Below are 23,944 nucleotides of genomic sequence, written 5' to 3' on the forward strand. Positions count from 1 at the left end.
GTTCTACCGGAAGAGGCTCGGCAACCAGAGCGAAAGCGCCGGGATATAGGTGACAAGGCCGAGCACGATGAGACCCGCCAGATAGAAGGGCCAGATGCTCTTCATGGCTTCCCACACCGTGATCTTGCCCACCGCCGCGGCGACGAACTGCACGGGCCCTAAAGGCGGCGTGTTGAGACCGATCCCGAGGTTGAGGATCATGATGACCCCAAAATGCACCGGATCGACGCCAAAGGCTGTGACCATGGGCAGGAAGATGGGCGTGGTGATGACGATCAGCGGCCCCATATCCATGAAGGTACCGAGCAATAGCAGCAGCACATTGATCAGCAGCAGCACCATCAGCGGATCGCTCGTCAGCTGCGAAATCGCCTCGGTCAGGATCGGCGCAACCTTCATATAGGCCATGAGCCAACCAAACGAGGCGGCCGCGCCGATGATGAAAAGCACCATGGCCGTGGTACGCACGGCACCGGTCACGCAGTGCACGAACTCGCGCCAGCCCATGGACCGGTAGACAAGCAGTGTCACCAACAAGGCATAGAGCACAGCGATACAGGAGCTTTCCGTTGCCGTAAAAATCCCCGAGCGCACGCCGCCAAAGATGATGACGATCAGCATCAGGCCGGGAATGGAAATCAGGAAATATTGAAAGGCCTTGGCAAAGCCCGGGAAGGGCTCGGTCGGATAACCGCGCTTCACCGCCACGATGTAGGCGGTGATCATCAGCACCAGGGCCAGCAGCAGGCCCGGAATGATGCCGGCGGTAAAAAGATCGGCGATGGAAATACGCCCGCCGCCCGAGAGCGAATAGATGATCATGTTGTGGCTGGGCGGCAGCAGCAGCGCGATCAGCGCCGCCATCGAGGTCACATTGACGGCATAGTCAGCGCCATAGCCGCGCGCCTTCATCTGCGGGATCATGATGCCACCGACAGCCGCAGCCTCGGCCACGGCCGAACCGGAAATGCCGCCGAACAGCGTCGAGGCGGCCACATTGACCTGCCCGAGCCCGCCACGCACATGGCCGATGATCGAGCCGGCAAACTGGATGATGCGGGCGGCAATACCCCCGCGCATCATCAGGTCACCGGCAAAGATGAAGAAGGGAATGGCCATCAGCGTGAAGGCCGCGACGCCGGAATTGAGCTGCTGGAACACCACGATGGCCGGGCGTCCGAGATAGACGACGGTCGCAAAGCTCGCAATGCCGAGGCAGAAGGCGATGGGCGTACCCACCAGCATGAGCGCCGTGAAGACGCCGAAGAGAATCCAGTATTCCATGTTGTCCTCAGTCCGCCGTCATCGTGGCATCGGCTTCGACGTCGTCCACATTCTCGCCGGCCGCGCGCAACAGGAGGCGCTCGAGTGAGAACAGGCACATGAGGACGCCCGAAATAACGATCGGAAGATAGGTGAAGGTCTGCGGCAGGCCGAGAACCGGGATGCGCACGCTCCAGCCGCGCAGGGCCAGTTCGCCGCCGTAAAACACCATGCCGGCAGCAAAGGCGAAGATGGCAATGTCGGTGACCGCGCGAAGCCACGGCTTGGCCGCGGATGGCAAGAAATAGAGCAGCACGTCAAAGCCCATGTGGAAATTTTCCCGCACGCCGACGGCGGCGCCGAGGAAAATGAACCAGCTCATGATCATGATCGACGAGGCCTCGGTCCAGGGCGGCGACGCATTGACGATGAAGCGCATATAGACCTGATAGGCGACGATCACCGTCATGGCGACAAGGCCGACACCGGCGATCCAGAGCGAGCCATTGGACAGCGCCCGCAAGGCGGTGCTGATCTTCAAAAGCCGATCTTTCATGAGCATGAACTCCCAAGCGGCGCGGGCCGGTCCGAAGACCGGCCCGGCTCAAATCAGCCTTCAGTGGCCTGGATGCGGGCCACGAGATCCTGCAGGGCGGGATCGGTGACATACTTTTCGTAGACCGGCTTCATGGCCTCGATGAACGGCGCCTTGTCGACTTCGTTGATCGTGGCGCCGAGTGCTTCCACCTTGGCCTTGGATTCCACTTCCTTGGCGACCCAGAGTTCGCGCTGAGCGGCAACGGATTCCTTGGCGGCTTCGCGGAAGAGGGCCTGATCTTCAGGCGTCAGGCCATCCCAGACGATCTTCGAGATCACCAGGACTTCCGGCACCATCAGGTGCTCGTCGAGCGAGTAGAACTTGGCGACTTCAGCGTGACCCGCCGTGTCATAGCTCGGATAGTTGTTCTCGGCGCCTTCGATAACGCCGGTCTGAATAGCCGAGTAAACTTCGCCATAGGGCATCGGCGTGGCATTGGCGCCGAGGGCACCCACCATATCGACAAAAATGTCCGACTGCATGACGCGGAATTTCAGGCCCGCCATGTCAGCCGGCGACGTGATCGGCTTTTCGCTGTTGTAGAACGAGCGAGCGCCGCCGTCGTAGAAGGCGAGAGCCACAACATCCACGGCGTCGAAGGCAGCGAGGATTTCTTCGCCGATCGGGCCATCGAGCACATTGTGGAAGTGGTCAGCCGAGCGGAAGATGTAGGGCAGCTGGGTGACGGTCGCCTGAGGCACCTGCGTGCCGAATGCCCCGATCGAGATACGGTTGAGGTCGATCACACCGAACTGGGTCTGTTCGATCGTGTCGGCTTCCTGGCCGAGCTGGGCCGAATGGAACACTTCCACAGAATAGCGGCCGTCGGTCTTCGCGCTCAGCAATTCGCCGAACTTCTTGACCGCTTCGACGGTCGGATAGCCATCGGGGTGCGTGTCGGAAGAGCGCAGCACTGTCTGGGCGCTGGCAGCCGAAACCATAAGCGAAGTCGCGATGACGGCCACAGCCGCCATCTTTGGCAGATGAAACATTGGTGTCCTCCCAAGATCCAACATGGCGGCTCCTCCACGAACCGCGCATGCTTGGCCAGCTTAGCCGACCACTGGACGCCACCTCTTGCATGAGCCAGCGCCATGGCTAAAACTGGTATGGAAGTACAAGTGACAAGTCAACATACAATTCGTTGTATGTTGTATGATGAGTTTCGCGAAACGAAGAAGGCGCCGCGGTTGGCGGCGCCTTTTGTTTCTCGCATTCAGGTCCTTCCCCCGTCGTCACTACCCGGCTTGTCCGGGTATTCCATGCGGAGGTGAGATGGATGCCGGGACAAGCCCGGCAATGACGACCACTTGGAGCAGTGGCGCAGTTAGATGTGGATCGCCCCATCACCCAGCGCGAGCGCGGCTTCGCGCACGGCTTCCGAGAGCGTCGGATGGGCATGGGTGGTGCGCGCCAGATCTTCGGCAGCGCCGGAGAATTCCATCAGCGTCACCAACTCGTGGATCATTTCGCCGGCATTCTTGCCCACGATGTGCGCGCCGAGCACGCGGTCGGTTTCCACGTCTGCGAGGATCTTCACAAAACCCTGGGTGGCCAGCATTGCCTTGGCGCGGCCATTGGCGGTGAAGGGGAACTTGCCGATCTTGTAGTTGACGCCGGCAGCCTTCAGTTCGTCCTCGGTCTTGCCGACCGTCGCGACTTCCGGATTGGTGTAAACGACCGACGGAATGGCGGCGTAGTTCACATGGCCAGCCTGGCCAGCCAGGATCTCAGCAACCGCAATGCCTTCGTCCTCAGCCTTGTGCGCCAGCATCGGGCCGGCAATCACGTCGCCGATAGCATAGATGCCGTCGACCGAGGTCTTGTAGTGGCCATCGACATGCACGCGGCCGCGCTCGTCGAGCGCCACACCGGCCAGTTCAAGACCCAGGCCTTCTGTGAACGGCTTGCGGCCGATGGCGACCAGCGCCACATCGGCGTCGAGCAGCTCGACTTCGCCACCCTTGGCAGGTTCGACACGCACCTTGAGCGAGCCATCTTCCTGCTTGTCGATGCCGGCGACCTTGCTCGACAGCTTGAACTCCATGCCCTGCTTCTGCAGCATGCGCTGGAACTGGCGAGCGACTTCGCTGTCCATACCCGGCAGGATGCGATCGAGATATTCGACCACGGTAACCTGTGCACCGAGGCGCGCCCAGACCGAACCAAGCTCAAGCCCGATCACGCCGGCGCCGATAACCAGCAGGCGGGCCGGCACCTTGTCGAGCGTCAGCGCGCCCGTCGACGTGACAATGGTCTTTTCGTCGATCTCGATGCCCGGCAGGTTCGTGGACACCGAACCCGTGGCGATGACGATGTTCTTGGTCAGGATTTCAGTCTGCGGACCAGACTGCGGCGTCACCAGCACCTTACCGGCGGCCGGGATGGAACCGATGCCGCGGAAGACGGTGATCTTGTTCTTCTTGAACAGGTAATCGACGCCGCCGACGTTGGAAGCGACCACGTCAGCCTTGTGGTTCATCATCTGCGGCAGGTTGAGAACCGGCGCCGGAATGTCGATACCGAGCGTCTTGAAGCTGTGGCCGGCTTCTTCGAACAGCTCGGAAGCGTGCAGCAGCGCCTTGGAGGGGATGCAGCCGATATTGAGGCAGGTGCCGCCCAGCGTCGGCCATTTCTCGACCACGGCAACCTTGAGCCCGAGCTGCGCGGCGCGAATGGCGCCCACATAGCCGCCGGGGCCGGAGCCGATAACTACTAGGTCGAATTGGTCTGCCATGATCTTCAAAGCCTCAGAAAAGTTTAGCGCTGCTGTGCCAGCGCGACGCGAACGGCCAACGCCAGGAATGTAATGCCGGTCACCCGATTAAACCACCGGCCGACTCGGAAAAAGCCCTGTCTCACCGAAGGGGTCGTAAAGAAAACCGACACCAATGCGAACCAGGCAAAAAGCATAAGGCTCATGCTGCCCACGTAGATAACTTTTATTTCGCCCGGCGTGTGAATGGAGACGAGCGAGGTAAAGAGCGCGAGGAAGAAGAGCACGGCCTTTGGATTGAGCAGATTGGTCAGGAAGCCCAGCGCGAATGCGGCCATGTCACCACGGCGCGCGCCAGCGGCGTCCATCTCGGTCGGCGGCTGCGGCGGCGGACTGCGCAGGGCGGCGATGGCCAGCCAGACGAGATAGGCAGCGCCCAACCACTTCAAAATATTGAACAAAAGCAGCGACTGCCCGACGATCACGCCGACACCGAGCAGCGTGTAAGTGCCGTGGACGAGGATCGAGGTCGCGATCCCCGCGGAAGTGAAGAGCGCGGCGCGGCGGTTGTGCACCACCGATTGGCGCAGCACCATGGCGAAATCGGCGCCGGGAATGACCGCGTTGATGCCGAAGGCCAGCATGAGGCCTGCAAATTCGAGCCAGGGGAAATCCATGATCGCACCGCGAGGTTAAGCGCGGCAAGCGTTACACCACTGGCTGCCGGGCGGCAATGCGGCGCCCGGCAAGGCCCCCTGCCCCGGCGGGCGGACCGCAGGTCCGGTCCGCCTAGAAAGCGACGCCGACAAAGAGCAGGAAGAGACCAATGGCCGAGACGAACCAGACGCTCGAGCGCAGGAAGGTCACGTCGATGAAGTAGGCCGGCAGATAGGCCCAGCGCGCCCAGAACCAGATCTGCGCGCCCCATTGGGTCAGCGCATCCGAACGGCCCGAGAGTTCCGTCGCCACCGCGAGGGCGATGAAGACAGCATAGGTCTCGAGGAAATTGCGCAAAGCGCGATTGCCGCGACTGGTCCACTTATTGGGCTCGCGCTCGTCGTCACGCGGCGTCCCGGCGTGAACGACGCCATAGTCGAGCCGATAAATCGTTGATTGAACAAAGAGATAGGCACCCGCGAGCACAGCGCTCCAGATAAGCAGGGTAAGTTCGATACTCATGCAAGAATTCCTGATGACTTACAGTCTGCTACGGCAATCCCCGACTTCCGGATCAGGTTGCACAGCCAGAAAAGCTGAAGACATCGCCCGGTTCGTCGTCGAACTCGCTTTCGCGGTAGAATGAGTACCAGAGCGATGACGCGAGCCGCGGCAAAAGCACCTGCCGCGCCGGCGCTCCATCCATCTCCTGCGGGATCATCTCCATGCCGCTGTCGGTCAGCACATAGGCAGTATTGTTCTCCTCCTCGGTGAACCGGCATATCTTGCTGCCGCCCGGCTCACACGGCCCCTCGACGCTCCAGAGCGGAGTCGAATAGCCGTTAGGCCACATGATCGCGCCGGTGAGTGTAACACCCGATTTGAGACCGAGGATAAATGACGCCGTCTGGTTGGCCGGCGCATCGCGTGGCACTGGCTGGAACTGCAACGTCCAGCCGTCTTCCTGCGAATAGGATGCCTGTTCGAAAGGACAATCGGGGGCTGCCATTGCTGCAGGCGAACCCAACAAAGTCGCGAAAACCGCTAGCCAGCGCATGCCCAATCTCCCCGCTCTAAGAAGAGTTTAGGGAAGTCATTGGCCAAGGCAAGATGGATTAAGACGAGGCGATTTCCTGGGCGCGCTTCAGCGGCGCGGGCAATTGCTGGTCGATGTCGAGCGCGCCGGAATCAACCTGCTCAAGGAAGGCCCTGCAAAAGCTGTTCTTGTCACCGGCCTGGTTGTAGGCGGTCATGATCTGCGAGCCACCATAGGTTTCGGCTGCCTGCTGCTGCCCTTCGGCCGCGCCACCGAGGCTGATGATCACGCGGTCGGCGAGATCGAGAAAGCCGATATTGCGGAGATACCAGTTCTCTGCGGCCGTCTTGTAAGCCCCGTCGAGGCCTGTGGTTTCGTAGCAATGCGTGGTCATCACATCGACAATGGCCTGCGAGCCGTGGAAGGCCATGAGTTCGCCGATGAGCTGGCTATTGGCGGCGGAGTCGTCCTGAGCGTGAGCGGGGATAACCAGGCTCAAGAGGGAAACGACCAGGGCCAGACAGGAACGCACGACCACATCTCCGGTGGGTATGACAATGATACGACAGCGCTATGCTTAGGGGGTGTATGCGCTAACAGACTGTTAACGTCGAGCATGACCCACAACACGCTTTGGTTAGCTCATGTAAAAAGGCCCGCCGAAGCGGGCCTTTTCATGAAATTCGTGAAGACTAATGCGTCAGAGATCGAGCACCAGACGCTCGGGAGCCTCAAGGCTTTCCTTGACGCGGACGAGGAAGGTGACGGCTTCCTTGCCGTCGACGATGCGGTGATCGTAGGAGAGCGCGAGATACATCATCGGGCGGATGACGATCTGGCCGCCGACGACGACCGGGCGTTCCTGGATCTTGTGCATGCCGAGGATACCCGACTGCGGTGCGTTGAGGATCGGGGTCGACATCAGCGAACCATAGACACCACCGTTGGAGATGGTGAAGGTGCCGCCCTGCATATCGGCCATCGACAGCTGACCATCGCGGGCCTTCTTGCCGAGGTTGCCGATTTCCTTTTCGATCTCGGCAATGCTCATCTGGTCGGCATTACGCACGACCGGAACCACGAGGCCCTTGTCGGTGCCAACGGCGACGCCAATGTGAGCGTACTGCTTGTAGATCAGGTCATCGCCATCGATCTCGGCATTGACGGCCGGGATTTCCTTGAGAGCGTGAACGACGGCCTTGGTGAAGAAGCCCATGAAGCCCAGCTTCACGCCGTGCTTCTTTTCGAACAGGTCCTTGTAGGAATTGCGCAGGTCCATGACCGGCTTCATGTCCACTTCGTTGAAAGTGGTGAGCATGGCAGCGGTGTTCTGCGCGTCCTTGAGGCGACGAGCGATGGTCTGGCGCAGACGGGTCATCTTGACGCGTTCTTCGCGCTCGGCATCGCCTGCGGCGGTCGGGGCACGCGGAGCGGCCGGCTTGGCAGCGGGAGCGGCGGCAACCGGTGCCGCGGCAGCGGCGGGAGCCGGAGCAGCCGGACGAGCGAGAGCCGCCAGCACGTCTTCCTTGAGCACCTGACCGGACTTGCCGGAACCAGCGATACCGCCGGCTTCAAGACCCTTTTCGGCGATCAGCTTCTGGGCCGAGGGAGCCGGAGCGCGGTCGGTCGCCTGGATCGGCTCGGGGCCGGCAGCGTTGGCGGCGGGCACTTCGGCCTTGGCGGGGGTCGGCGCAGCAGCGGGAGCTGCAGCAGGAGCCGAGGCAGCGGCGCCAGCGCCGGCAGCGATGGCACCGAGCAGCGCGCCCACGTCCACGGTGTCACCGGGATTGGCAGCGATGGCTTCGAGCACACCGGAGGCCGGAGCCGGCACTTCGATGGTCACCTTGTCGGTTTCAAGCTCAACCAGGGGCTCGTCAGCGTTGACGGTGTCGCCAACCTTCTTGAACCACTGGCCGATGGTAGCTTCGGTAACGCTTTCGCCCAGCGTCGGCACACGGATTTCTGTCGACATTGTTTGATCCTTTTATCTTGCGCTTACTTGGCGAAGGCTTCGTCGAGGAATGCCTGGAGCTGAGCCAGATGCGTACGCATCAGGCCAGTCGCCGGCGAGGCAGCGGCCGGACGGCCGACATAACGGACGCGCTGATATTCGCGGCCCATCTGGTCAAAAACCCATTCAACATAGGGCTGGATGAAGGCCCATGCACCCATGTTCTTCGGCTCTTCCTGGCACCAGACCACTTCCGCATTCGGGAAGCGGCTGAGTTCGTCGAGAAGCGCCTTGGCCGGGAACGGATAGAGCTGCTCGACGCGGAGCAGATAGACATCGTCGATGCCCTTCTTCTCGCGATCTTCGAGCAGATCGTAATAGACCTTGCCGGTGCAGAGCACGACGCGACGGATCTTGTCGTCCGAAGCGAGCTTGATCGTGGTCTTCGGGAGGCCCGGAGCCTCGGCATCGTCCCAGAGGAGACGGTGGAAGACGCTGTCCGGACCGAGTTCCACGAGACCCGAGACGGCACGCTTGTGGCGCAGCAGGCTCTTGGGGGTCATCAGGATCAGCGGCTTGCGGAAGTCACGCTTCAGCTGGCGGCGCAGGATGTGGAAGTAGTTGGCCGGGGTCGTGCAGTTGGCAACCTGCATGTTGTCTTCGGCGCAAAGCTGCAGGAAGCGCTCGGGGCGTGCGGAGGAGTGCTCCGGGCCCTGCCCTTCATAGCCGTGCGGCAGCAGCATCACGAGGCCCGACATGCGGAACCACTTGCGTTCGCCCGAGGAGATGAACTGGTCGATGACGACCTGCGCACCGTTCACGAAGTCGCCGAACTGGGCTTCCCACAGCGTCAGAGCGCGCGGCTCAGACAGGGAGTAGCCATACTCGAAGCCGAGCACCGCTTCTTCCGAAAGCATCGAGTTGATGACTTCGTAGCGAGCCTGGTTTTCCGGGTCGAGATTGTTGAGCGGGGTATAGCTCTTGTTGTCGACCTGCTGATCATTCAGCACCGAGTGGCGCTGGCTGAACGTGCCGCGTTCGCAATCCTGACCGGAGAGACGAACGGGGTGGCCTTCGGTGACGAGCGTGCCGAAAGCGAGCGCTTCCGCGGTCGCCCAGTCGATGCCCTCGCCCGACTCGATCGCGCCGAGGCGATTGTCGAGGAAGCGCTTGACCGTGCGGTGCACGTTGAGGTCGGCGGGAACCTTGGTGAGGTTGGTACCGATCTGGATCAGCTTGTCGAGGTCGACACCGGTTTCACCGCGGCGCGCACCGTCGTCCTGGGCAGGCTTGAAATTCTTCCAGGCACCATCGAGCCAGTCGGCCTTGTTCGGACGGTAGTCCTGGCCGGCTTCGAATTCGGTCTCGAGCTTGGCGCGCCATGCGGCCTTGAGCTTTTCGACGTCGTCGGCCGAAAGCACGCCTTCAGCAACCAGCTTGTCCGAATAGAGCTCCAGCGTCGTCTTGTGGCTCCGGATCTTGGAGTACATGAGCGGCTGGGTGAAGCTCGGTTCGTCGCCTTCGTTGTGGCCGAAGCGGCGGTAGCAGAACATGTCGATGACGACAGGCTTGCCGAACTTCTGGCGGTATTCGACAGCGACCTTGGCGGCAAAGACCACGGCTTCCGGATCGTCACCGTTGACGTGCAGAACCGGGGCTTCGATCATCTTGGCCACATCGGTCGGATAGGGCGAAGAGCGCGAATACATCGGCGAGGTGGTGAAGCCGATCTGGTTGTTGATGACCAGATGGATCGAACCGCCGGTGCGATGGCCCTTGAGGCCGGAGAGGCCCAGACATTCGGCAATGACGCCCTGGCCGGCAAAGGCCGCATCGCCATGGATCAGCAGCGGCAGAACCATGGAGCGGTCCGGCTTGCCATCGGTGGCGATGTTGACGAGCTTGCCATCGGGGGAGATGTGCTGGTCCTGCTTGGCGCGCGACTTGCCGAGCACGACGGGATCGACGATCTCGAGGTGCGAGGGGTTGGCGGTCAGCGACAGGTGGACATTGTTGCCATCGAACACGCGGTCGGAAGAGGCACCGAGGTGGTACTTCACGTCGCCCGAACCCTCGACGTCGTCGGGGTAGAAAGCGCCGCCCTTGAATTCGTGGAAGAGGGCACGGTGCGGCTTCTGCAACACCTGGGTCAGGACGTTGAGGCGGCCACGGTGGGCCATGCCGAGGACGATGTCCTTGATGCCCAGAGCCCCGCCGCGCTTGATGATCTGTTCGAGCGCCGGAATGGCGGCTTCACTGCCATCAAGGCCGAAGCGCTTGGTGCCGGTATACTTGACGTCCAGGAACTTCTCGAAGCCTTCGGCCTCGATCAGCTTGTTGAGGATCGCCTTCTTGCCCTCGGGCGAGAAGGTGATTTCCTTGTCCGGACCTTCGATGCGTTCCTGAATCCACTGCTTGGCGTCAGGATCGGAGATGTGCATGAATTCGATGCCGAGCGTACCGCAATAGGTGCGCTGCAGGATCGCCAGCATCTCGGGAATGGTGGCGTATTCGAGCCCGAGATAGTTATCGATGAAAATCTTGCGGCTGTTGTCGGCATCGGTGAAGCCGTAGCTGCGCGGATCGAGTTCCGGCGCCGGTTCATCAGCCTTGAGCTTGAGCGGGTCGAGATCGGCATGCAGATGCCCGCGCATGCGATAGGCGCGGATCATCATGATGGCACGGATCGAGTCGCGCGTTGCCTGCAGTACATCGCCGGCGGTCGGAGCGGGCTTGCCTTCGGCAGCAGCCTTCTTGGCGGTAGCCTTTTCCGCCTTGATCGCCACCTCGCCCCAGTTTCCGTCCAGCGCGGAAACCAGATCGCCGCTCGCGGACTGTGGCCAGTCCTTGCGGCCCCAGCTTGGACCAGCAGCATTCTTCTCGGCGATGCCATCGCTGTCATCAAGCCGGGAGAAGAAGCTGGACCACGTCGCATCGACGCTTGAAGGGTCCGTCTTATAGCGGGAATAGAGTTGTTCGATGTAGTCGGCGTTCCCCCCGTAGAGGAACGAGGTCAGCAAGAACGTGTCGTTCTTTTCCTGTCGTGTCATCGCTTTTTGTGCAGGACCTTGCGTCCTGCCATCCTTCTCAACAAACCGGCGGAGAGCCGGCTCTAAATGCGGCCGCCCAAAGTGGGGGAATATTGACCGCTTTTCCTTTGTATCTTGTTAAGACTTGCGGCGCCCGTGGGAGGCGCCGCGGCTCACACTACAATTTTTCTCGTCCACCGGCAGGCTTAACACCGAACCGTGACTGAAGCGCGACCGACATTGGTCGCATGCACCGCGTGACCCCTACGGCAAAGGCCCCGATTTCTCGGAGGCCTCACCCCAGGCCGCCATTAGCCTGGCCGATGAAAGGCGAGGATTTCCCCACCCTTCTGGATCGATTGCGCACATGAGCTGCGCGCAATCCTTTATCCGTCTGGCGATTAGCCTTTCAGCACTTCCGCCAGCGTCTTGCCGATACGGGCCGGCGACGACGAGACGCGAATCCCGGCAGCTTCCATGGCCGCGATCTTCTCTTCAGCGCCACCCTTACCGCCCGAAATTACGGCGCCAGCATGGCCCATGGTGCGGCCAGCCGGAGCAGTACGGCCGGCGATGAAACCAGCCATCGGCTTCTTGCGGCCGCGCTTGGCTTCGTCGATCAGGAACTGCGCTGCTTCTTCTTCAGCCGAGCCGCCGATTTCGCCGATCATGATGATCGACTTGGTGGCTTCGTCAGCGAGGAACATTTCGAGCATATCAATGAATTCGGTGCCCTTGACCGGGTCGCCGCCGATGCCGACAGCCGTGGTCTGGCCGAGGCCCTCATTGGTGGTCTGGAACACTGCTTCATAGGTAAGCGTGCCCGAGCGCGAAACAATACCCACCGAACCCTTGGAGAAGATCGAGCCCGGCATGATGCCGATCTTGCATTCTTCCGGGGTCAGGACGCCGGGGCAGTTCGGCCCGATGAGGCGCGACTTGCTCTTTTCGAGCTTCGCCTTGACGCGGACCATGTCCATGACCGGCACGCCTTCGGTGATGCAGACGATGAGCGGGATCTCAGCGTCGATCGCTTCTTCGATGGCGGCAGCGGCACCCGGAGGCGGAACATAGATGACCGAGGCATTGGCGCCGGTCTTTTCGCGACCTTCGGCAACCGATGCGAACACCGGCAGCGAGGCCGAGCCATCGAGACCCGAAGTCCAGGTTTCACCGGCCTTCTTGGGGTTCACGCCACCAACCATCTTGGTGCCGTAGTAGTTCAGAGCCTGTTCGGTGTGGAAGGTACCGGTCTTGCCGGTGAGGCCCTGCACGAGAACCTTGGTGTCTTTGTTGACGAGAATAGACATTGGTTTTTCTCTTCTGCAGTGCGCTTAGGCGGCTTTGGCGACGGCGGCGACGATCTTCTGCGCAGCATCGTCAAGGTCATCGGCGGAAATCACGTCGAGGCCCGAATTGTCGAGGATGGCTTTGCCTTCCTTGACATTGGTGCCTTCGAGGCGAACCACCAGCGGAACCTTCAGACCGACTTCCTTGACTGCAGCGATCACGCCTTCGGCGATGACGTCGCAGCGCATGATGCCGCCAAAGATGTTAACCAGGATGCCCTTCACGGCCGGATCGGCAGTGATGATCTTGAAGGCCGCGGTCACCTTCTCCTTGCTCGCGCCACCGCCAACGTCGAGGAAGTTGGCCGGCTCTGCGCCGTAGAGCTTGATGATGTCCATGGTGGACATGGCAAGGCCCGCACCATTGACCATGCAGCCGATATTGCCATCGAGGGCAACGTAGGCGAGGTCATACTTGGAGGCTTCGATTTCCTTGGCGTCTTCTTCCGAGAGATCGCGAAGCGGCTTGAGCTCTTCGTGACGGAAGGAGGCGTTGTTGTCGAAGGAGACCTTGGCGTCGAGAACGCGCAGGCGACCGTTTTCCATGACGATCAGCGGGTTCACTTCGAGGAGGCTCATGTCCTTCTCGGTGAAGGCCTTGTAGAGGATCGGGAACAGGTGTTCGCCATCCACGGCGGCCGTGCCGTCGAGCTTCAGCGCGCCGTTGATCTTGGCGATATCGGCAGCGGTGACGCCGGCAACCGGGTCGATGCCGACGGTGATGATCTTTTCAGGCGTGTCGTGAGCAACAGCTTCGATGTCCATGCCGCCTTCGGTCGAAACGACGAAGGACACTTTGGACGTCGCGCGATCGACCAGCAGCGAGCAATAGAGTTCGCGGGCGATATCAGCGCCGTCTTCGATGTAGAGGCGATTGACCTGCTTGCCGGCATCGCCGGTCTGCTTGGTCACGAGCGTGTTGCCCAGCATTTCCTTGGCGTTCTTGACCACGTCCTCGACGGACTTGGCGAGACGCACGCCGCCCTTGGCATCGGGACCGAGTTCCTTGAACTTGCCCTTGCCGCGGCCGCCGGCATGGATCTGGCTCTTGACCACATAGAGCGGGCCGGGCAGCGACTTGGCTGCAGCTTCAGCCTCGTCAGCCGAGAAAATGGCGACGCCGGCAGCAACGGGCGCGCCATATTCCTTCAGCAGCGCCTTGGCCTGATGTTCATGGATGTTCATTGAATTCCCCTTGGGTGGGCAGAGATGATCCGGCCAATTCTAGAGACCGGAAAAGGGAGAAGCCGCTGGGGCTGCCAGCGGCTTTTCTTGGGTCTACGCCAGCTTCGGCGCGATTTTCTTACACGCCGCGATCAGGCCCTCAACGGCCTCCACGGACTTGTCGAAGGCCTTTTGCTCGGCCGAGTTGAGCGAGATCTCGATGACCTTCTCAGCACCACCGGCACCGATCAGCACGGGAACGCCGACATAGGTGTCCTTGACGCCATATTGGCCGGAAAGGAACGCGGCGGACGGCAGGATGCGCTTCTTGTCCTTGAGGTAGCTTTCGGCCATGGCGATGGCGGAAGCAGCGGGAGCATAGAAGGCCGAGCCGGTCTTGAGCAGCGAAACGATCTCGGCGCCGCCATCACGGGTGCGCTGGATGATTTCGTCGAGACGTTCCTTGGTGATCCAGCCCATCTTGACGATGTCGGTCAGCGGAATGCCGGCGACGGTCGAGTAGCGAGCGAGCGGCACCATGGTGTCGCCGTGGCCGCCGAGCACGAAGGCATTGATGTCTTCGACCGAGACGCCGAGTTCGTCGGCGATGAAGTGCACGAAGCGCGAGCTGTCGAGAACGCCAGCCATGCCGATGACCTTGTTGGTCGGCAGGCCCGAGAACTTCTGCAGGGCCCAGACCATCGCGTCGAGCGGGTTGGTGATGCAGATGACGAAGGCGTTCGGAGCGTACTTGGCAATGCCGGCGCCGACCTGTTCCATCACCTTGAGGTTGATTTCCAGGAGGTCATCGCGGCTCATGCCGGGCTTGCGCGGCACACCGGCGGTGACGATCACGACGTCAGCGCCTTCGATGTCCTTGTATTCGGACGTGCCCTTGATGACCGCGTCGAAGCTCTGGCTGGGAGCGGACTGGGCGATGTCGAGGGCTTTGCCCTGCGGAACACCGTCAACCACGTCGAACAACACGACGTCGCCAAGCTCCTTCTGGGCTGCGAGAAGGGCGAGAGTACCGCCAATCTGACCCGAGCCAATGAGTGCGATCTTCTTACGCGCCATAAGTCTTCATCCCGGACTGCGTTGATTTGGCGCACGTCTTAACCCTACCGACGAGGAGGGGCAAGTGAACCCTTCGTCGTAAAGGCGCAAATCGCCTTGCCGATGGGCGATGGGGGTATGCCAAATGGGCAAGCAGTGCGACCGAGCTGACCGATGGGCAATTTTATGTAACTACACATTTTCTTGACGCCGGCATTTTGTGTCACTACAAATAATTCATGCGGATCACGTGGGACGAACCCAAACGTCTGAGCAACATTGCCAAGCATGGCTTGGACTTTGCCGATCTCACCCCTGAGTTTTTCTTGACCGCCCATATCGAGCCCTCCCGAGACGGGCGCTCTCTCAATGTGGGACTGCTCGGAGAAACACTCGTGATCGCAGTTGTGTCTCGCGAGCTCGGATCGGAAGCGATTTCCGTCATCTCGATGCGCCCGGCGAGCCCGAAGGAAAGGGACCGTGCAAATGGCTAAGAAGTGGCCGCAGTTCGTCACCAAGGATCTGGACAGCTTTCCCGATAGTGACGCTGAAATGCAGCGTCGTTGGGAGCTTTACGATCGCGAGATGAAGGCACTGATTGCTGCCGGGGGCGTTCACCAGGACGACGATGGCTGGTGGATCGACGACGCCACGGGTGAACTCATTGGTCCAGACCCTGAGATCGAACGCCCCCGGACGGAAGAGGAACTAGCGCAATTTCGTCCATTCGCTGAGGTCTTCCCCGACCAGGCGGAAAGCATCAGGCGCAGCCGAGGCCGCCCGCCGCTCGAGAGCCCGAAAAAGCAGGTGACCTTGCGCATCGACGCAGATGTTCTCGAACGCCTGCGTGCATCCGGCAAAGGGTGGCAGGGACGCGTGAACGAGGTGCTGAAGAAGACGGTGGGGCTCTAAGCTCCCTCCTCCGCCGGCGCGGCATCGCGCAGCCCCTTGGCGAGGTATTCTTCGGACTGCATCTCGTTGAGGCGCGAAATGGTGCGCTGGAATTCGAAGGCGGTCTTGTCGTCGCGGCCGAGTTGTTCGAGGGGGACTTCGAAGCTGGCGGCCAGCTTCACGCCGCGGTCATAGAGGCTGTCGATGAGCAGGATGAAGCGTTTGGCGGCGTCGGACTTGGTGCGGTCCATTTGCGGAATGCCGTCGATGACGAGCGAATCGAAGTGGTGGGCGATACGGACGAAGTCGCGCGTGCCGAGCGGCTTTTCGCAGAGATCAGAAAAGTTGAAGCGGGCGGCGCCCATGGATTGCAGCGGCACCGGAATCTGGCGGCCGATGCTCTCGATCGTGCCGGGATGGCCCGGTTCGCCACCGGTAATGCGGAGCCAGAGCTTGTCCATCGTCTGGCGCGTGTCGCTGCCAAATGCATAGACCTGCTGGCCGGCGAATTTCAGGCGCCGATAGTCCTGCTCTGAGAGCAATTCGACAACCTCGGTCTCTTCCTTGAGCCGCGCGATGAAGGGCAGGAAGAGCTGGCGGTTGAGGCCGTCCTTGTAGAGCTGATCGGGCACCACGTTGGAGGTGGCGATCAGGGTGACGCCGCCAGCAAAGAGCTTTTCAAACAGCCGGTCGAGCAGCATGGCATTGGTGATGTCATGCACATGGAATTCGTCGAGACAGAGGACGCGCAGGCCGGACTTCAGGATGGGCTTGGTGACCGCCTCGACCGGATCGGCATCCTCGTTTTTGCCGCGCGCCGCCTTGCGGAAGGCGGAAATGCCGGCATGCACTTCGTCCATGAATTCGTGGAAATGCACGCGGCGCTTATGGCGCGTCGGCAGGGCTGCGAAGAACAGGTCCATGAGCATGGTCTTGCCACGGCCGACTTCGCCCACAAGATAGAGCCCGCGCACGGCTTTGGGCTTGGCGCGCAGGCCCAGGAAACTCTTGGGCTTGCCGACGACGATATCGTGCAGGACACGATCGAAATGCGCCGTGGCCTCCAGCTGCGCCGGATCGCTCGTCAGCGCGCCACGCGCGACGAGGTCCAGATAGGCTCTGCGAACGGGGGCAGTAGAGGAGGAGGTCATGTCTTGGCCGAAGTGTCGTTCGGCAGGATGACACCTGCCAGCATCCACGGCGTCATCCCCGCGAAAGCGGGGATCTCAAATAAGGTGAGAGGGATTCCCGCTTCCACGGGAATGACGCTGAGATTGGGGAATAGAAAAAGCCGGTCTATCGACCGGCTTTGGAGCGCTTAGCGCGACATCGAGATCGCCTGGCCACCGCTCACGGTGCCGATATAGCGGCCGCCCGAGGGAGCGAGGAAGGCAGCGATATTGCCGTTATCATCATAGAGCTGCAGCTGGCTGCCGACTTGCTGCCAACCGGTGACCGAAGCGATCTGCGGCACAGCGCAGCCTGGGGACGAGGCACGATAGTAGTTCGTGCCGGTCTTTGCGGTCATCGGCAGGTTGAGCTGGCAGGTGCCCGTGCCGGCCGAAACCGTCCAGACGCCTTCCGGACCCGTCGAGAAGCCGGTCGCCGGAGCGCCGACATTGACGATCGAGCTATTGGTGCCGAGCTGGCCGGGGGTGGTGGCAGCGGCCGTGGTCATGGCCGGGGCGCCGCCGAGAACCGGCGTGCCGGACAGACCCGGCGCCGGCGTACCGGTTGCACCGATTGCCGGCAGCGTGCCCTGCTGCACTGAGGACGACTGCACCGGCTGCAACTGCTGCGGTGCGCGCACGACGTTGAGATCGGCCGTATTGGACCGAGCGGTCGACGAACAACCGGCCAGCGCCAGCGCGACGAGGCCCAATCCAATCACGGAGCCGGCTCCGCGCATCCAAACCTTCATTGGTCACTCCTGCCCGAAGGCTTAAAGGAAATTAACTCATTAGGCGGCTTATTAACCGAAGCTGCCTCAGGGTTCAACGCCCGACCCGCACAGAAAATCTCTCATTCCTTTATGGCCGATTTAGGAGTCGGGCTGTGTCATGTCTTTCAACAGCTCACCAAGCAGAAGCGTTGCATCGGCGGCCTCATCTTCAGGCACTTCAATGCCCACACCCTCGCGGCCAAACAGGTTCGGCACGCCCGGCAGGCCGCCATCGCGCGGTTCGAGCGGGTGAAAGCCATGGGCGCGCAGCGCCACGAGAATGATCCGCGCCACGCCTTCGTCGCGCACCTGGCCAATGGTGATAAAGTCCATATCGGCTCCTCTTCTCGCTCAATTGTGACCGCCCGACTGCCCGGCGGCAATGCCAATCCGCGTTCAACCGAACGACTCAACGCGCTTGTGACATTGCCAAAGCGGCGCGCAAGTGATGCAGTGCGGCTAAAGCCCCGCAGGCGCAAGGCGATTTGCTTGTAGCCAGAGAGGGTCCCAACAGGAAACGAGATGGGCGCCTATATCATCCGCCGTCTATTGCTGATGATTCCGACGATCTTCGGCATCATGGCCGTTTCCTTTCTCATCACCCAGTTTGCGCCCGGCGGTCCCGTAGAACAGGCGCTGGCCAATATGTCGGGCCAGAATGTTGACCTGAGCGAACGCGTTACCGGTGGCGGCGACGAAACACTATCCCAGCCGCCGCAGGGTGGGCACCAGCAGGGCGGCGAATATCGTGGCCGGCAGGGCCTGCCGCCGGAATTGGTCGCGCGCATCGAAAAGCAGTTCGGCTTCGACAAGCCGCCGCTCGAGCGTTTTGGCAACATGCTCTGGAACTATCTGCGCTTCGATTTCGGCGAGAGCTATTATCGCGACATTTCGGTGATCGACCTCGTCGTCGAGAAAATGCCGGTCTCGATCTCGCTCGGGCTTTGGATGACGCTGATCGCCTATGGCGTTTCCATTCCTCTCGGCATCGCCAAGGCCCGCCGCGATGGCTCGCGCTTCGACGTCTGGACTTCCACCGTGGTCATCATCGGCTATGCCGTTCCAGGCTTTCTGGTCGCCATTGCGCTTGTCGTGCTCTTTTCTGGCGGCAGTTTCTGGTCGATCTTTCCGCTAAGGGGGCTCACCTCCCCCGGCTTTGCCAATTTCCCGCTCTGGCGGCAGGTGCTCGACTATTTCTGGCACCTGGTCCTGCCCATCACCGCCATGGGTCTCGGCGCCTTCGCCACGGCGACGCTGCTCACCAAAAATTCCTTCCTCGATGAAATCTCCAAGCAATATGTGGTGACGGCCCGCGCCAAAGGGCTGACGGAAAACCGCGTGCTTTATGGCCACGTCTTCCGCAATGCCATGATGCTGATCATAGCGAGCTTTCCCGGCGCCTTTATCGGCGCTTTCTTCGGCGGCTCGCTGCTGATCGAAACCATTTTCTCGCTCGACGGACTGGGCCTGCTCGGATTCGAAGCCATCGCCACGCGGGACTATCCGGTGGTGTTTGCGACGCTCTACATCTTTTCGCTGCTCGGCCTCGTCATTGGGCTGATTTCCGATCTCGCCTATATGTGGGTCGACCCGCGGCTCGATTTCGAAAGCCGCGACACATGAGCATGTCGCCGCTCAACCAGCGCCGCTGGGCCAATTTCCGCGCCAACAAGCGCGGCTGGTGGTCGCTCTGGATTTTCCTCGTACTCTTCGTCCTGACGCTGGGCGCCGAATTCATCACCAATGACCGGCCGATCATCGTCTCCTACAAGGGCGAACTGCTGGTCCCTTCGGTCGTCACCTATCCTGAAGCCAAATTCGGCGGTTTTCTCGCGACGACCGACTACCGCCAGCCCTTTATCGCCGACGAGATTGCGGCCAACGGCTGGGCCATCTGGCCGCCGGTGCGGTTCAGCCACGATACGGTGGATGGTTACCTCCCCTCCTCCGGCACCAATCCTCCAAGCTGGATGCAGAGCTGGGACCAGTTCTGTTCGCGCTATCCGCTGGGCACGGCCGATCCCAATTGCAATCTCGGCAACTACCACTGGCTCGGCACCGACGATCGCGGCCGCGACGTGCTGGCGCGTCTCGTCTATGGCTTCCGCATCTCCATTCTCTTCGGCCTGATCCTGACGATCTTCTCATCGATCATCGGCGTCTTTGCTGGGGCCGTGCAGGGCTATTTCGGCGGCTGGATCGACCTCATCGCACAGCGCCTGATCGAAATCTGGACCTCGGTGCCGGCGCTCTATCTCTTGCTGATCATTTCGAGCGTCATCGCGCCCAGCTTCTGGGTGCTGCTGGGCATCTTGCTGCTGTTCTCCTGGGTCTCGCTGGTAGGCATCGTACGCGCCGAGTTCCTGCGCGCCCGCAATTTTGAATATGTGAACGCGGCCCGGGCGCTCGGCGTCTCCAATGGCGTGATCATGTGGCGGCACCTGCTGCCCAATGCCATGGTCGCGACGCTCACCTTCATGCCCTTCATTCTCTCGGGCTCGGTGACGACTCTCACCTCGCTCGATTTCCTCGGTTTCGGCCTGCCGCTCGGCTCGCCCTCGCTCGGCGAACTGCTGGCTCAGGGCAAGCGCAACCTGCAGGCACCCTGGCTCGGGCTCACCGGCTTTTTCACCATCGCCATCATGATGACGCTGCTGGTCTTCATCGGCGAAGCCGTGCGTGACGCCTTCGATCCGCGGAAGACGTTCTCATGACCGCGCCCCTGCTCTCCGTCCGCGACCTGACCATCCGTTTCGGCGCCTTCGAGGCGGCAAAAAAGGTCAGCTTCGATATCGCGCCCGGCGAAACGCTGGCGCTGGTGGGCGAAAGTGGTTCGGGCAAGTCGGTCACGGCGCTGTCGATCCTCAAACTCCTGCCGCCCTCGGCCACGCTCGAGGGCACGGTGATGCTCGGGGCGCAAAACCTTGCCGCGGCCTCCGTCGATCAGTTGCGCGCCGTGCGCGGCAATGATGTCGGCATGATCTTTCAGGAGCCGATGAGCTCGTTGAACCCGGTGCACACCGTGGGCAAACAGGTCGGCGAAATCCTCGCGACGCATCAGGGCCTGCGTCAGACGGCGGCACGCAAGCGTACGCTTGAACTGCTGGCGGAAGTCGGCATTCCTGACCCAGCAAGCCGCATCGATGACTATCCACACCAGCTTTCGGGCGGGCAGCGCCAGCGCGTCATGATCGCCATGGCGCTGGCGAACAATCCAAAGCTGCTGATTGCCGACGAGCCAACGACGGCGCTCGACGTGACCGTGCAGGCGCAGATCCTCGCACTGCTGAAGAAGCTGCAGCGCCAGCACGGCATGGCCATGCTGTTCATCACCCATGATCTGACCATCGTAAGAAAAATCGCCGACCGGGTTTCTGTCATGACCCAGGGCGAGATCGTCGAGAGCGGACCGACCGCCGAGATTTTTGCCAGTCCCCAACACGCCTATACGCAAAAGCTTTTGGCTGCCGCGCCGCGTGGCGCGCCGGTGCTGCCCAAATCCGCCTCGCCCATTCTGGTTGAGACCAAGGACCTGAAAGTCTGGTTCCCGATCAAGCGCGGCCTGCTGCGCCGGACGGTCGGACACATCAGGGCCGTCGATGGCGTTGATATCGCCATCCACAAGGGCGAGACGTTGGGTGTCGTCGGCGAGAGCGGTTCCGGGAAATCCTCGCTCGGCTATGCGCTGCTGCGCCTCATTCCCTCGGACGGCAGGATTGTCGTTCTGGGCCAGGAGATCGCCGGACGCTCCGGCCGGGCCATGCGGCCGATGCGCAAGCATATGCAGATCGTCTTCCAGGACCCGTTCGGCTCCTTGAGCCCGCGCATGTCGGTGGGCGAGATCGTCGAAGAGGGCCTCAAGGTCCACATGCCGCGGCTGACGACGGCGGAGCGGGAAGCCAAGGTGGTCGCAGTGCTCCACGAAGTCGGCCTCGATCCCAAATCAACCAACCGCTATCCGCACGAGTTTTCCGGCGGCCAGCGTCAGCGCATCGCCATCGCCCGCGCCCTCGTGCTGGAGCCCGATTTCCTCGTGCTCGACGAACCGACCTCGGCGCTCGACATCTCCATCCAGGCGCAGGTTATCGACCTCCTGCGCGATGTGCAGCGCCGCCGCGACCTGACTTATCTCTTCATCAGCCACGACCTGCGGGTGGTAAAAGCACTCGCCCATTCAGTGGTCGTCATGCGCAATGGCAAGATCGTCGAATCGGGGCCTGCCGCCGGCATCTTCGCCCGCCCACGCGATCCCTATACACGCCAATTGATGGCGGCGGCTTTCGATATCGAAACCGCAACCGACGGCTTGTTCCCGGCGGAAAAAAGCGACTAACCTCAGTGCCAGACAAAAGCGGAGCCAGCCAATGAAGCTCTCGACCCTCCTCGCCTCCGGCCTCCTCGCGCTTGGCCTCGCCGCGCCAACGGTAGCCCAGACCCCGACCGGCGTGTGGGTGCATGCCGATAGTCTCACCGAGGCCCCGAAATATCCCGAAGGCTTTGCCCATTTCGACTACGTCAATCCCGACGCGCCCCAGGGCGGCACGGTGCGGCTCGGCGACCGCGGCGGCTTTGACACCTTCAATCCCATCCTTCCCAAGGGCGAGGTCGTCAGTGGTATCGGGTTGATCTACGAAACCCTTCTTACCGCCTCGCTCGATGAGGTAAACACGTCTTACGGCATGCTGGCCGAGGCGATGAAAGTGGCCGACGACTATGGTTCGGTGATCTTTCGCATGGACCCCAAGGCGCGCTGGCACGATGGCGAGCCGGTCACTGCCGAGGACGTCGTCTGGTCCTTCGAAAAATCCAAGGAACTGAGCCCGGTCTATACTCAGTACTACGCCAACATCGTGAGTGCCGAAGTGACGGCGCCGGGCGAAGTGACCTTCACCTTCGACATGACCGGCAACCGCGAACTGCCCCATATCCTGGGTCAGCTCCTCGTCATGCCGCAGCACTGGTGGGAGGGCACGGACGCCAGTGGCAAGCCGCGTAATCTCGGCGAATCCACCCTCGAACCGCCGCTGGGCTCCGGCCCCTACAAGCTCGCCAGCTTCGAAGCCGGCCGTTCGGTAACCTATGAGCGCGTCGACGACTATTGGGCCAAGGATCACCCAACCCAGATCGGCTCGAACAATTTTGACGAGATCCGCTACGAATATTTCCTCGATGAATCCGTCTGGTTCGAAGCCTTCAAGGGCGACCAGTTCGATTTCTGGAGCGAATACACCGCGCGTCGCTGGGCCACGGGTTTTGATTTCCCCGCCGTCGCCGATGGCCGCGTGATCAAGGAGGAATTCCCGCAGGACTATAATGGCCGCGGCGAAATGGTGGGCTTCATCCCCAATCTGCGCCGCGAAAAGTTTCAGGACCAGCGCGTACGCGAGGCGCTGAACTATGCCTTCGATTTCGAAGAGCTGAACAACACTATCTTCTACAACCAGTATGCGCGGGTGAATTCCTACTTTTTCGGCCTGCCCTTCGCCGCCAAGGGCCTGCCGCAGGGCGAGGTGCTGGACATCCTCGAAGGCGTAAAGGACCAGGTTCCGGCGACGGTCTTCACCGAGGAATTTGTCAATCCCGTCAATGGCGACCCGACCAAGCTGCGCGAAAACCTGCGCAAGGCGCTCGGCCTTCTCACCGAGGCTGGCTACACGCTCAACGGCACCCAGCTTGTGGATGCCAATGGGCAGCAGCTGACCTTTGAAATCCTGATGCACCAACCAACGCTGGAGGCCATTGCCGCCAACCTGCAGCGCAATCTCGCCCAGATCGGCATTGCCGTGAGCGTGCGCATGGTCGACACGCCGCAATATATCAACCGGCTGCGCAGCTTCGACTACGACATGATCTATGCCAGCTGGGTGCAGTCCTATTCGCCGGGCAATGAGCAGCGCTCTTTCTTTGGCTCGTCGAGTGTCGATGAAGAGGGCTCGCGCAACTATGCCGGCATTGCCGATCCGGGCATCGACGCGCTGATCGACAAGCTCATTGCGGCTGAAGATCGCGACACCCAGCTTGCCGCTACCGAAGCCCTCGACCGGGTGCTGCTCGCGCACGATTTCGTCGTGCCGGGCTATTCCCTGCGTTATTCGCGCACCGCTCGCTGGGACCGCTTCAGCCGCCCGGAAACGCTGCCGCAATTCTCCAATGGCTTCCCCACCATCTGGTGGTGGGACGCCGAAAAGGCGGCAAAGACCGGAGGCGCGGGCCAGTAAACCTGTCACGACAGTGTCGTCGCGCCTGTGCAGTTATCCGCCCGCCGTATTGGGCGACATCACGACAAGGACTT

General features: G+C 61.4%; 22 protein-coding genes. 6 read left to right on the forward strand and 16 right to left on the reverse strand.

All coding sequences use genetic code 11. The annotated features are described in order from the left end of the window. Window positions 1-3 precede the first annotated feature (3 nt). The 13 genes from ACSQ2A_RS13340 to mdh form a co-directional block, all read right to left on the reverse strand. Window positions 4-1,284: a TRAP transporter large permease gene (locus ACSQ2A_RS13340; protein WP_295414770.1), complete on the reverse strand. Its 1,281-nt coding sequence runs from the start codon at window positions 1,282-1,284 to the stop codon at window positions 4-6. 7 nt (window positions 1,285-1,291) lie between these two features. Further along, a complete protein-coding gene (locus ACSQ2A_RS13345) occupies window positions 1,292-1,819 on the reverse strand; it encodes a TRAP transporter small permease (protein ID WP_436072621.1) in 528 nt (175 codons plus the stop codon). Window positions 1,820-1,872: 53 nt separating this feature from the next. Continuing rightward, the gene (locus ACSQ2A_RS13350; RefSeq protein WP_295414774.1) at window positions 1,873-2,853 is read right to left on the reverse strand and encodes a TRAP transporter substrate-binding protein; all 981 of its coding nucleotides are present in this window, start codon (window positions 2,851-2,853) and stop codon (window positions 1,873-1,875) included. 335 nt (window positions 2,854-3,188) lie between these two features. After that, window positions 3,189-4,598, reverse strand: a complete 1,410-nt coding sequence (lpdA, locus tag ACSQ2A_RS13355) for a dihydrolipoyl dehydrogenase (RefSeq protein WP_436072622.1) — start codon at window positions 4,596-4,598, stop codon at window positions 3,189-3,191. A 23-nt stretch (window positions 4,599-4,621) separates the two neighbouring features. Further along, entirely contained in the window at window positions 4,622-5,254 is a 633-nt protein-coding gene (locus tag ACSQ2A_RS13360; RefSeq protein ID WP_436072623.1) for a LysE family translocator, read from the reverse strand. A gap of 112 nt (window positions 5,255-5,366) precedes the next feature. After that, entirely contained in the window at window positions 5,367-5,756 is a 390-nt protein-coding gene (locus ACSQ2A_RS13365) for an MAPEG family protein (RefSeq protein WP_436072624.1), read from the reverse strand. A 52-nt stretch (window positions 5,757-5,808) separates the two neighbouring features. Beyond that, window positions 5,809-6,291 carry a hypothetical protein gene (locus tag ACSQ2A_RS13370; protein ID WP_436072625.1) on the reverse strand — a complete coding sequence of 161 codons (483 nt, stop codon included), beginning with the start codon at window positions 6,289-6,291 and terminating at the stop codon, window positions 5,809-5,811. A 58-nt stretch (window positions 6,292-6,349) separates the two neighbouring features. Next, window positions 6,350-6,802, reverse strand: coding sequence for a hypothetical protein (locus ACSQ2A_RS13375; protein ID WP_295414783.1), 453 nt, complete (start codon window positions 6,800-6,802; stop codon window positions 6,350-6,352). A gap of 168 nt (window positions 6,803-6,970) precedes the next feature. Further along, window positions 6,971-8,242: a 2-oxoglutarate dehydrogenase complex dihydrolipoyllysine-residue succinyltransferase gene (gene odhB, locus ACSQ2A_RS13380; protein WP_436072626.1), complete on the reverse strand. Its 1,272-nt coding sequence runs from the start codon at window positions 8,240-8,242 to the stop codon at window positions 6,971-6,973. Window positions 8,243-8,265: 23 nt separating this feature from the next. Next, window positions 8,266-11,271, reverse strand: a complete 3,006-nt coding sequence (locus ACSQ2A_RS13385) for a 2-oxoglutarate dehydrogenase E1 component (protein WP_436072627.1) — start codon at window positions 11,269-11,271, stop codon at window positions 8,266-8,268. 380 nt (window positions 11,272-11,651) lie between these two features. Beyond that, on the reverse strand, window positions 11,652-12,560 hold the full coding sequence (sucD, locus tag ACSQ2A_RS13390) for a succinate--CoA ligase subunit alpha (RefSeq protein WP_295414789.1): 909 nt from the start codon (window positions 12,558-12,560) through the stop codon (window positions 11,652-11,654). Between the two features lie 24 nt (window positions 12,561-12,584). Then, window positions 12,585-13,784 carry an ADP-forming succinate--CoA ligase subunit beta gene (gene sucC, locus ACSQ2A_RS13395; protein WP_295414791.1) on the reverse strand — a complete coding sequence of 400 codons (1,200 nt, stop codon included), beginning with the start codon at window positions 13,782-13,784 and terminating at the stop codon, window positions 12,585-12,587. 93 nt (window positions 13,785-13,877) lie between these two features. Further along, complete coding sequence (gene mdh, locus ACSQ2A_RS13400; protein WP_291409122.1) at window positions 13,878-14,840, reverse strand: malate dehydrogenase; 963 nt, start codon at window positions 14,838-14,840, stop codon at window positions 13,878-13,880. 218 nt (window positions 14,841-15,058) lie between these two features. On the opposite strand from mdh, the gene ACSQ2A_RS13405 reads away from it, so the two are divergent. Then, the gene (locus ACSQ2A_RS13405; protein ID WP_436072628.1) at window positions 15,059-15,313 is read left to right on the forward strand and encodes a BrnT family toxin; all 255 of its coding nucleotides are present in this window, start codon (window positions 15,059-15,061) and stop codon (window positions 15,311-15,313) included. Then, window positions 15,306-15,731 carry a BrnA antitoxin family protein gene (locus ACSQ2A_RS13410; protein WP_436072629.1) on the forward strand — a complete coding sequence of 142 codons (426 nt, stop codon included), beginning with the start codon at window positions 15,306-15,308 and terminating at the stop codon, window positions 15,729-15,731. The genes ACSQ2A_RS13405 and ACSQ2A_RS13410 overlap by 8 nt, the downstream gene beginning before the upstream one ends. Here ACSQ2A_RS13410 and zapE read toward each other — a convergent pair. The 3 genes from zapE to ACSQ2A_RS13425 all read right to left on the reverse strand — a co-directional run bounded on the left by zapE (window position 15,728) and on the right by ACSQ2A_RS13425 (window position 17,985). Beyond that, window positions 15,728-16,861: a cell division protein ZapE gene (gene zapE, locus ACSQ2A_RS13415; protein WP_436072630.1), complete on the reverse strand. Its 1,134-nt coding sequence runs from the start codon at window positions 16,859-16,861 to the stop codon at window positions 15,728-15,730. The two genes, ACSQ2A_RS13410 and zapE, sit on opposite strands and share 4 nt — an antisense overlap. A 167-nt stretch (window positions 16,862-17,028) precedes the next feature. Continuing rightward, entirely contained in the window at window positions 17,029-17,631 is a 603-nt protein-coding gene (locus tag ACSQ2A_RS13420) for an AprI/Inh family metalloprotease inhibitor (RefSeq protein WP_436072631.1), read from the reverse strand. Between the two features lie 120 nt (window positions 17,632-17,751). Beyond that, window positions 17,752-17,985: a hypothetical protein gene (locus ACSQ2A_RS13425; protein ID WP_295414800.1), complete on the reverse strand. Its 234-nt coding sequence runs from the start codon at window positions 17,983-17,985 to the stop codon at window positions 17,752-17,754. Between the two features lie 189 nt (window positions 17,986-18,174). On the opposite strand from ACSQ2A_RS13425, the gene ACSQ2A_RS13430 reads away from it, so the two are divergent. The 4 genes from ACSQ2A_RS13430 to ACSQ2A_RS13445 are packed head-to-tail and all read left to right on the forward strand — an operon-like array spanning window position 18,175 to window position 23,870. Further along, window positions 18,175-19,275, forward strand: a complete 1,101-nt coding sequence (locus ACSQ2A_RS13430) for a microcin C ABC transporter permease YejB (RefSeq protein ID WP_295414801.1) — start codon at window positions 18,175-18,177, stop codon at window positions 19,273-19,275. Beyond that, the gene (locus ACSQ2A_RS13435) at window positions 19,272-20,366 is read left to right on the forward strand and encodes an ABC transporter permease (protein WP_295414803.1); all 1,095 of its coding nucleotides are present in this window, start codon (window positions 19,272-19,274) and stop codon (window positions 20,364-20,366) included. The genes ACSQ2A_RS13430 and ACSQ2A_RS13435 overlap by 4 nt, the downstream gene beginning before the upstream one ends. After that, window positions 20,363-21,985 carry an ABC transporter ATP-binding protein gene (locus ACSQ2A_RS13440; protein ID WP_436072632.1) on the forward strand — a complete coding sequence of 541 codons (1,623 nt, stop codon included), beginning with the start codon at window positions 20,363-20,365 and terminating at the stop codon, window positions 21,983-21,985. The genes ACSQ2A_RS13435 and ACSQ2A_RS13440 overlap by 4 nt, the downstream gene beginning before the upstream one ends. Window positions 21,986-22,016: 31 nt before the next feature. Continuing rightward, window positions 22,017-23,870 (forward strand): extracellular solute-binding protein, encoded by a 1,854-nt coding sequence (locus tag ACSQ2A_RS13445; RefSeq protein WP_436072633.1) that lies wholly within the window; start codon window positions 22,017-22,019, stop codon window positions 23,868-23,870. The last annotated feature ends 74 nt before the right edge of the window (window positions 23,871-23,944 follow it).

Origin of the sequence: Devosia sp. LjRoot3 (assembly GCF_964252865.1) — a bacterium.
Lineage (GTDB): Bacteria > Pseudomonadota > Alphaproteobacteria > Rhizobiales > Devosiaceae > Devosia.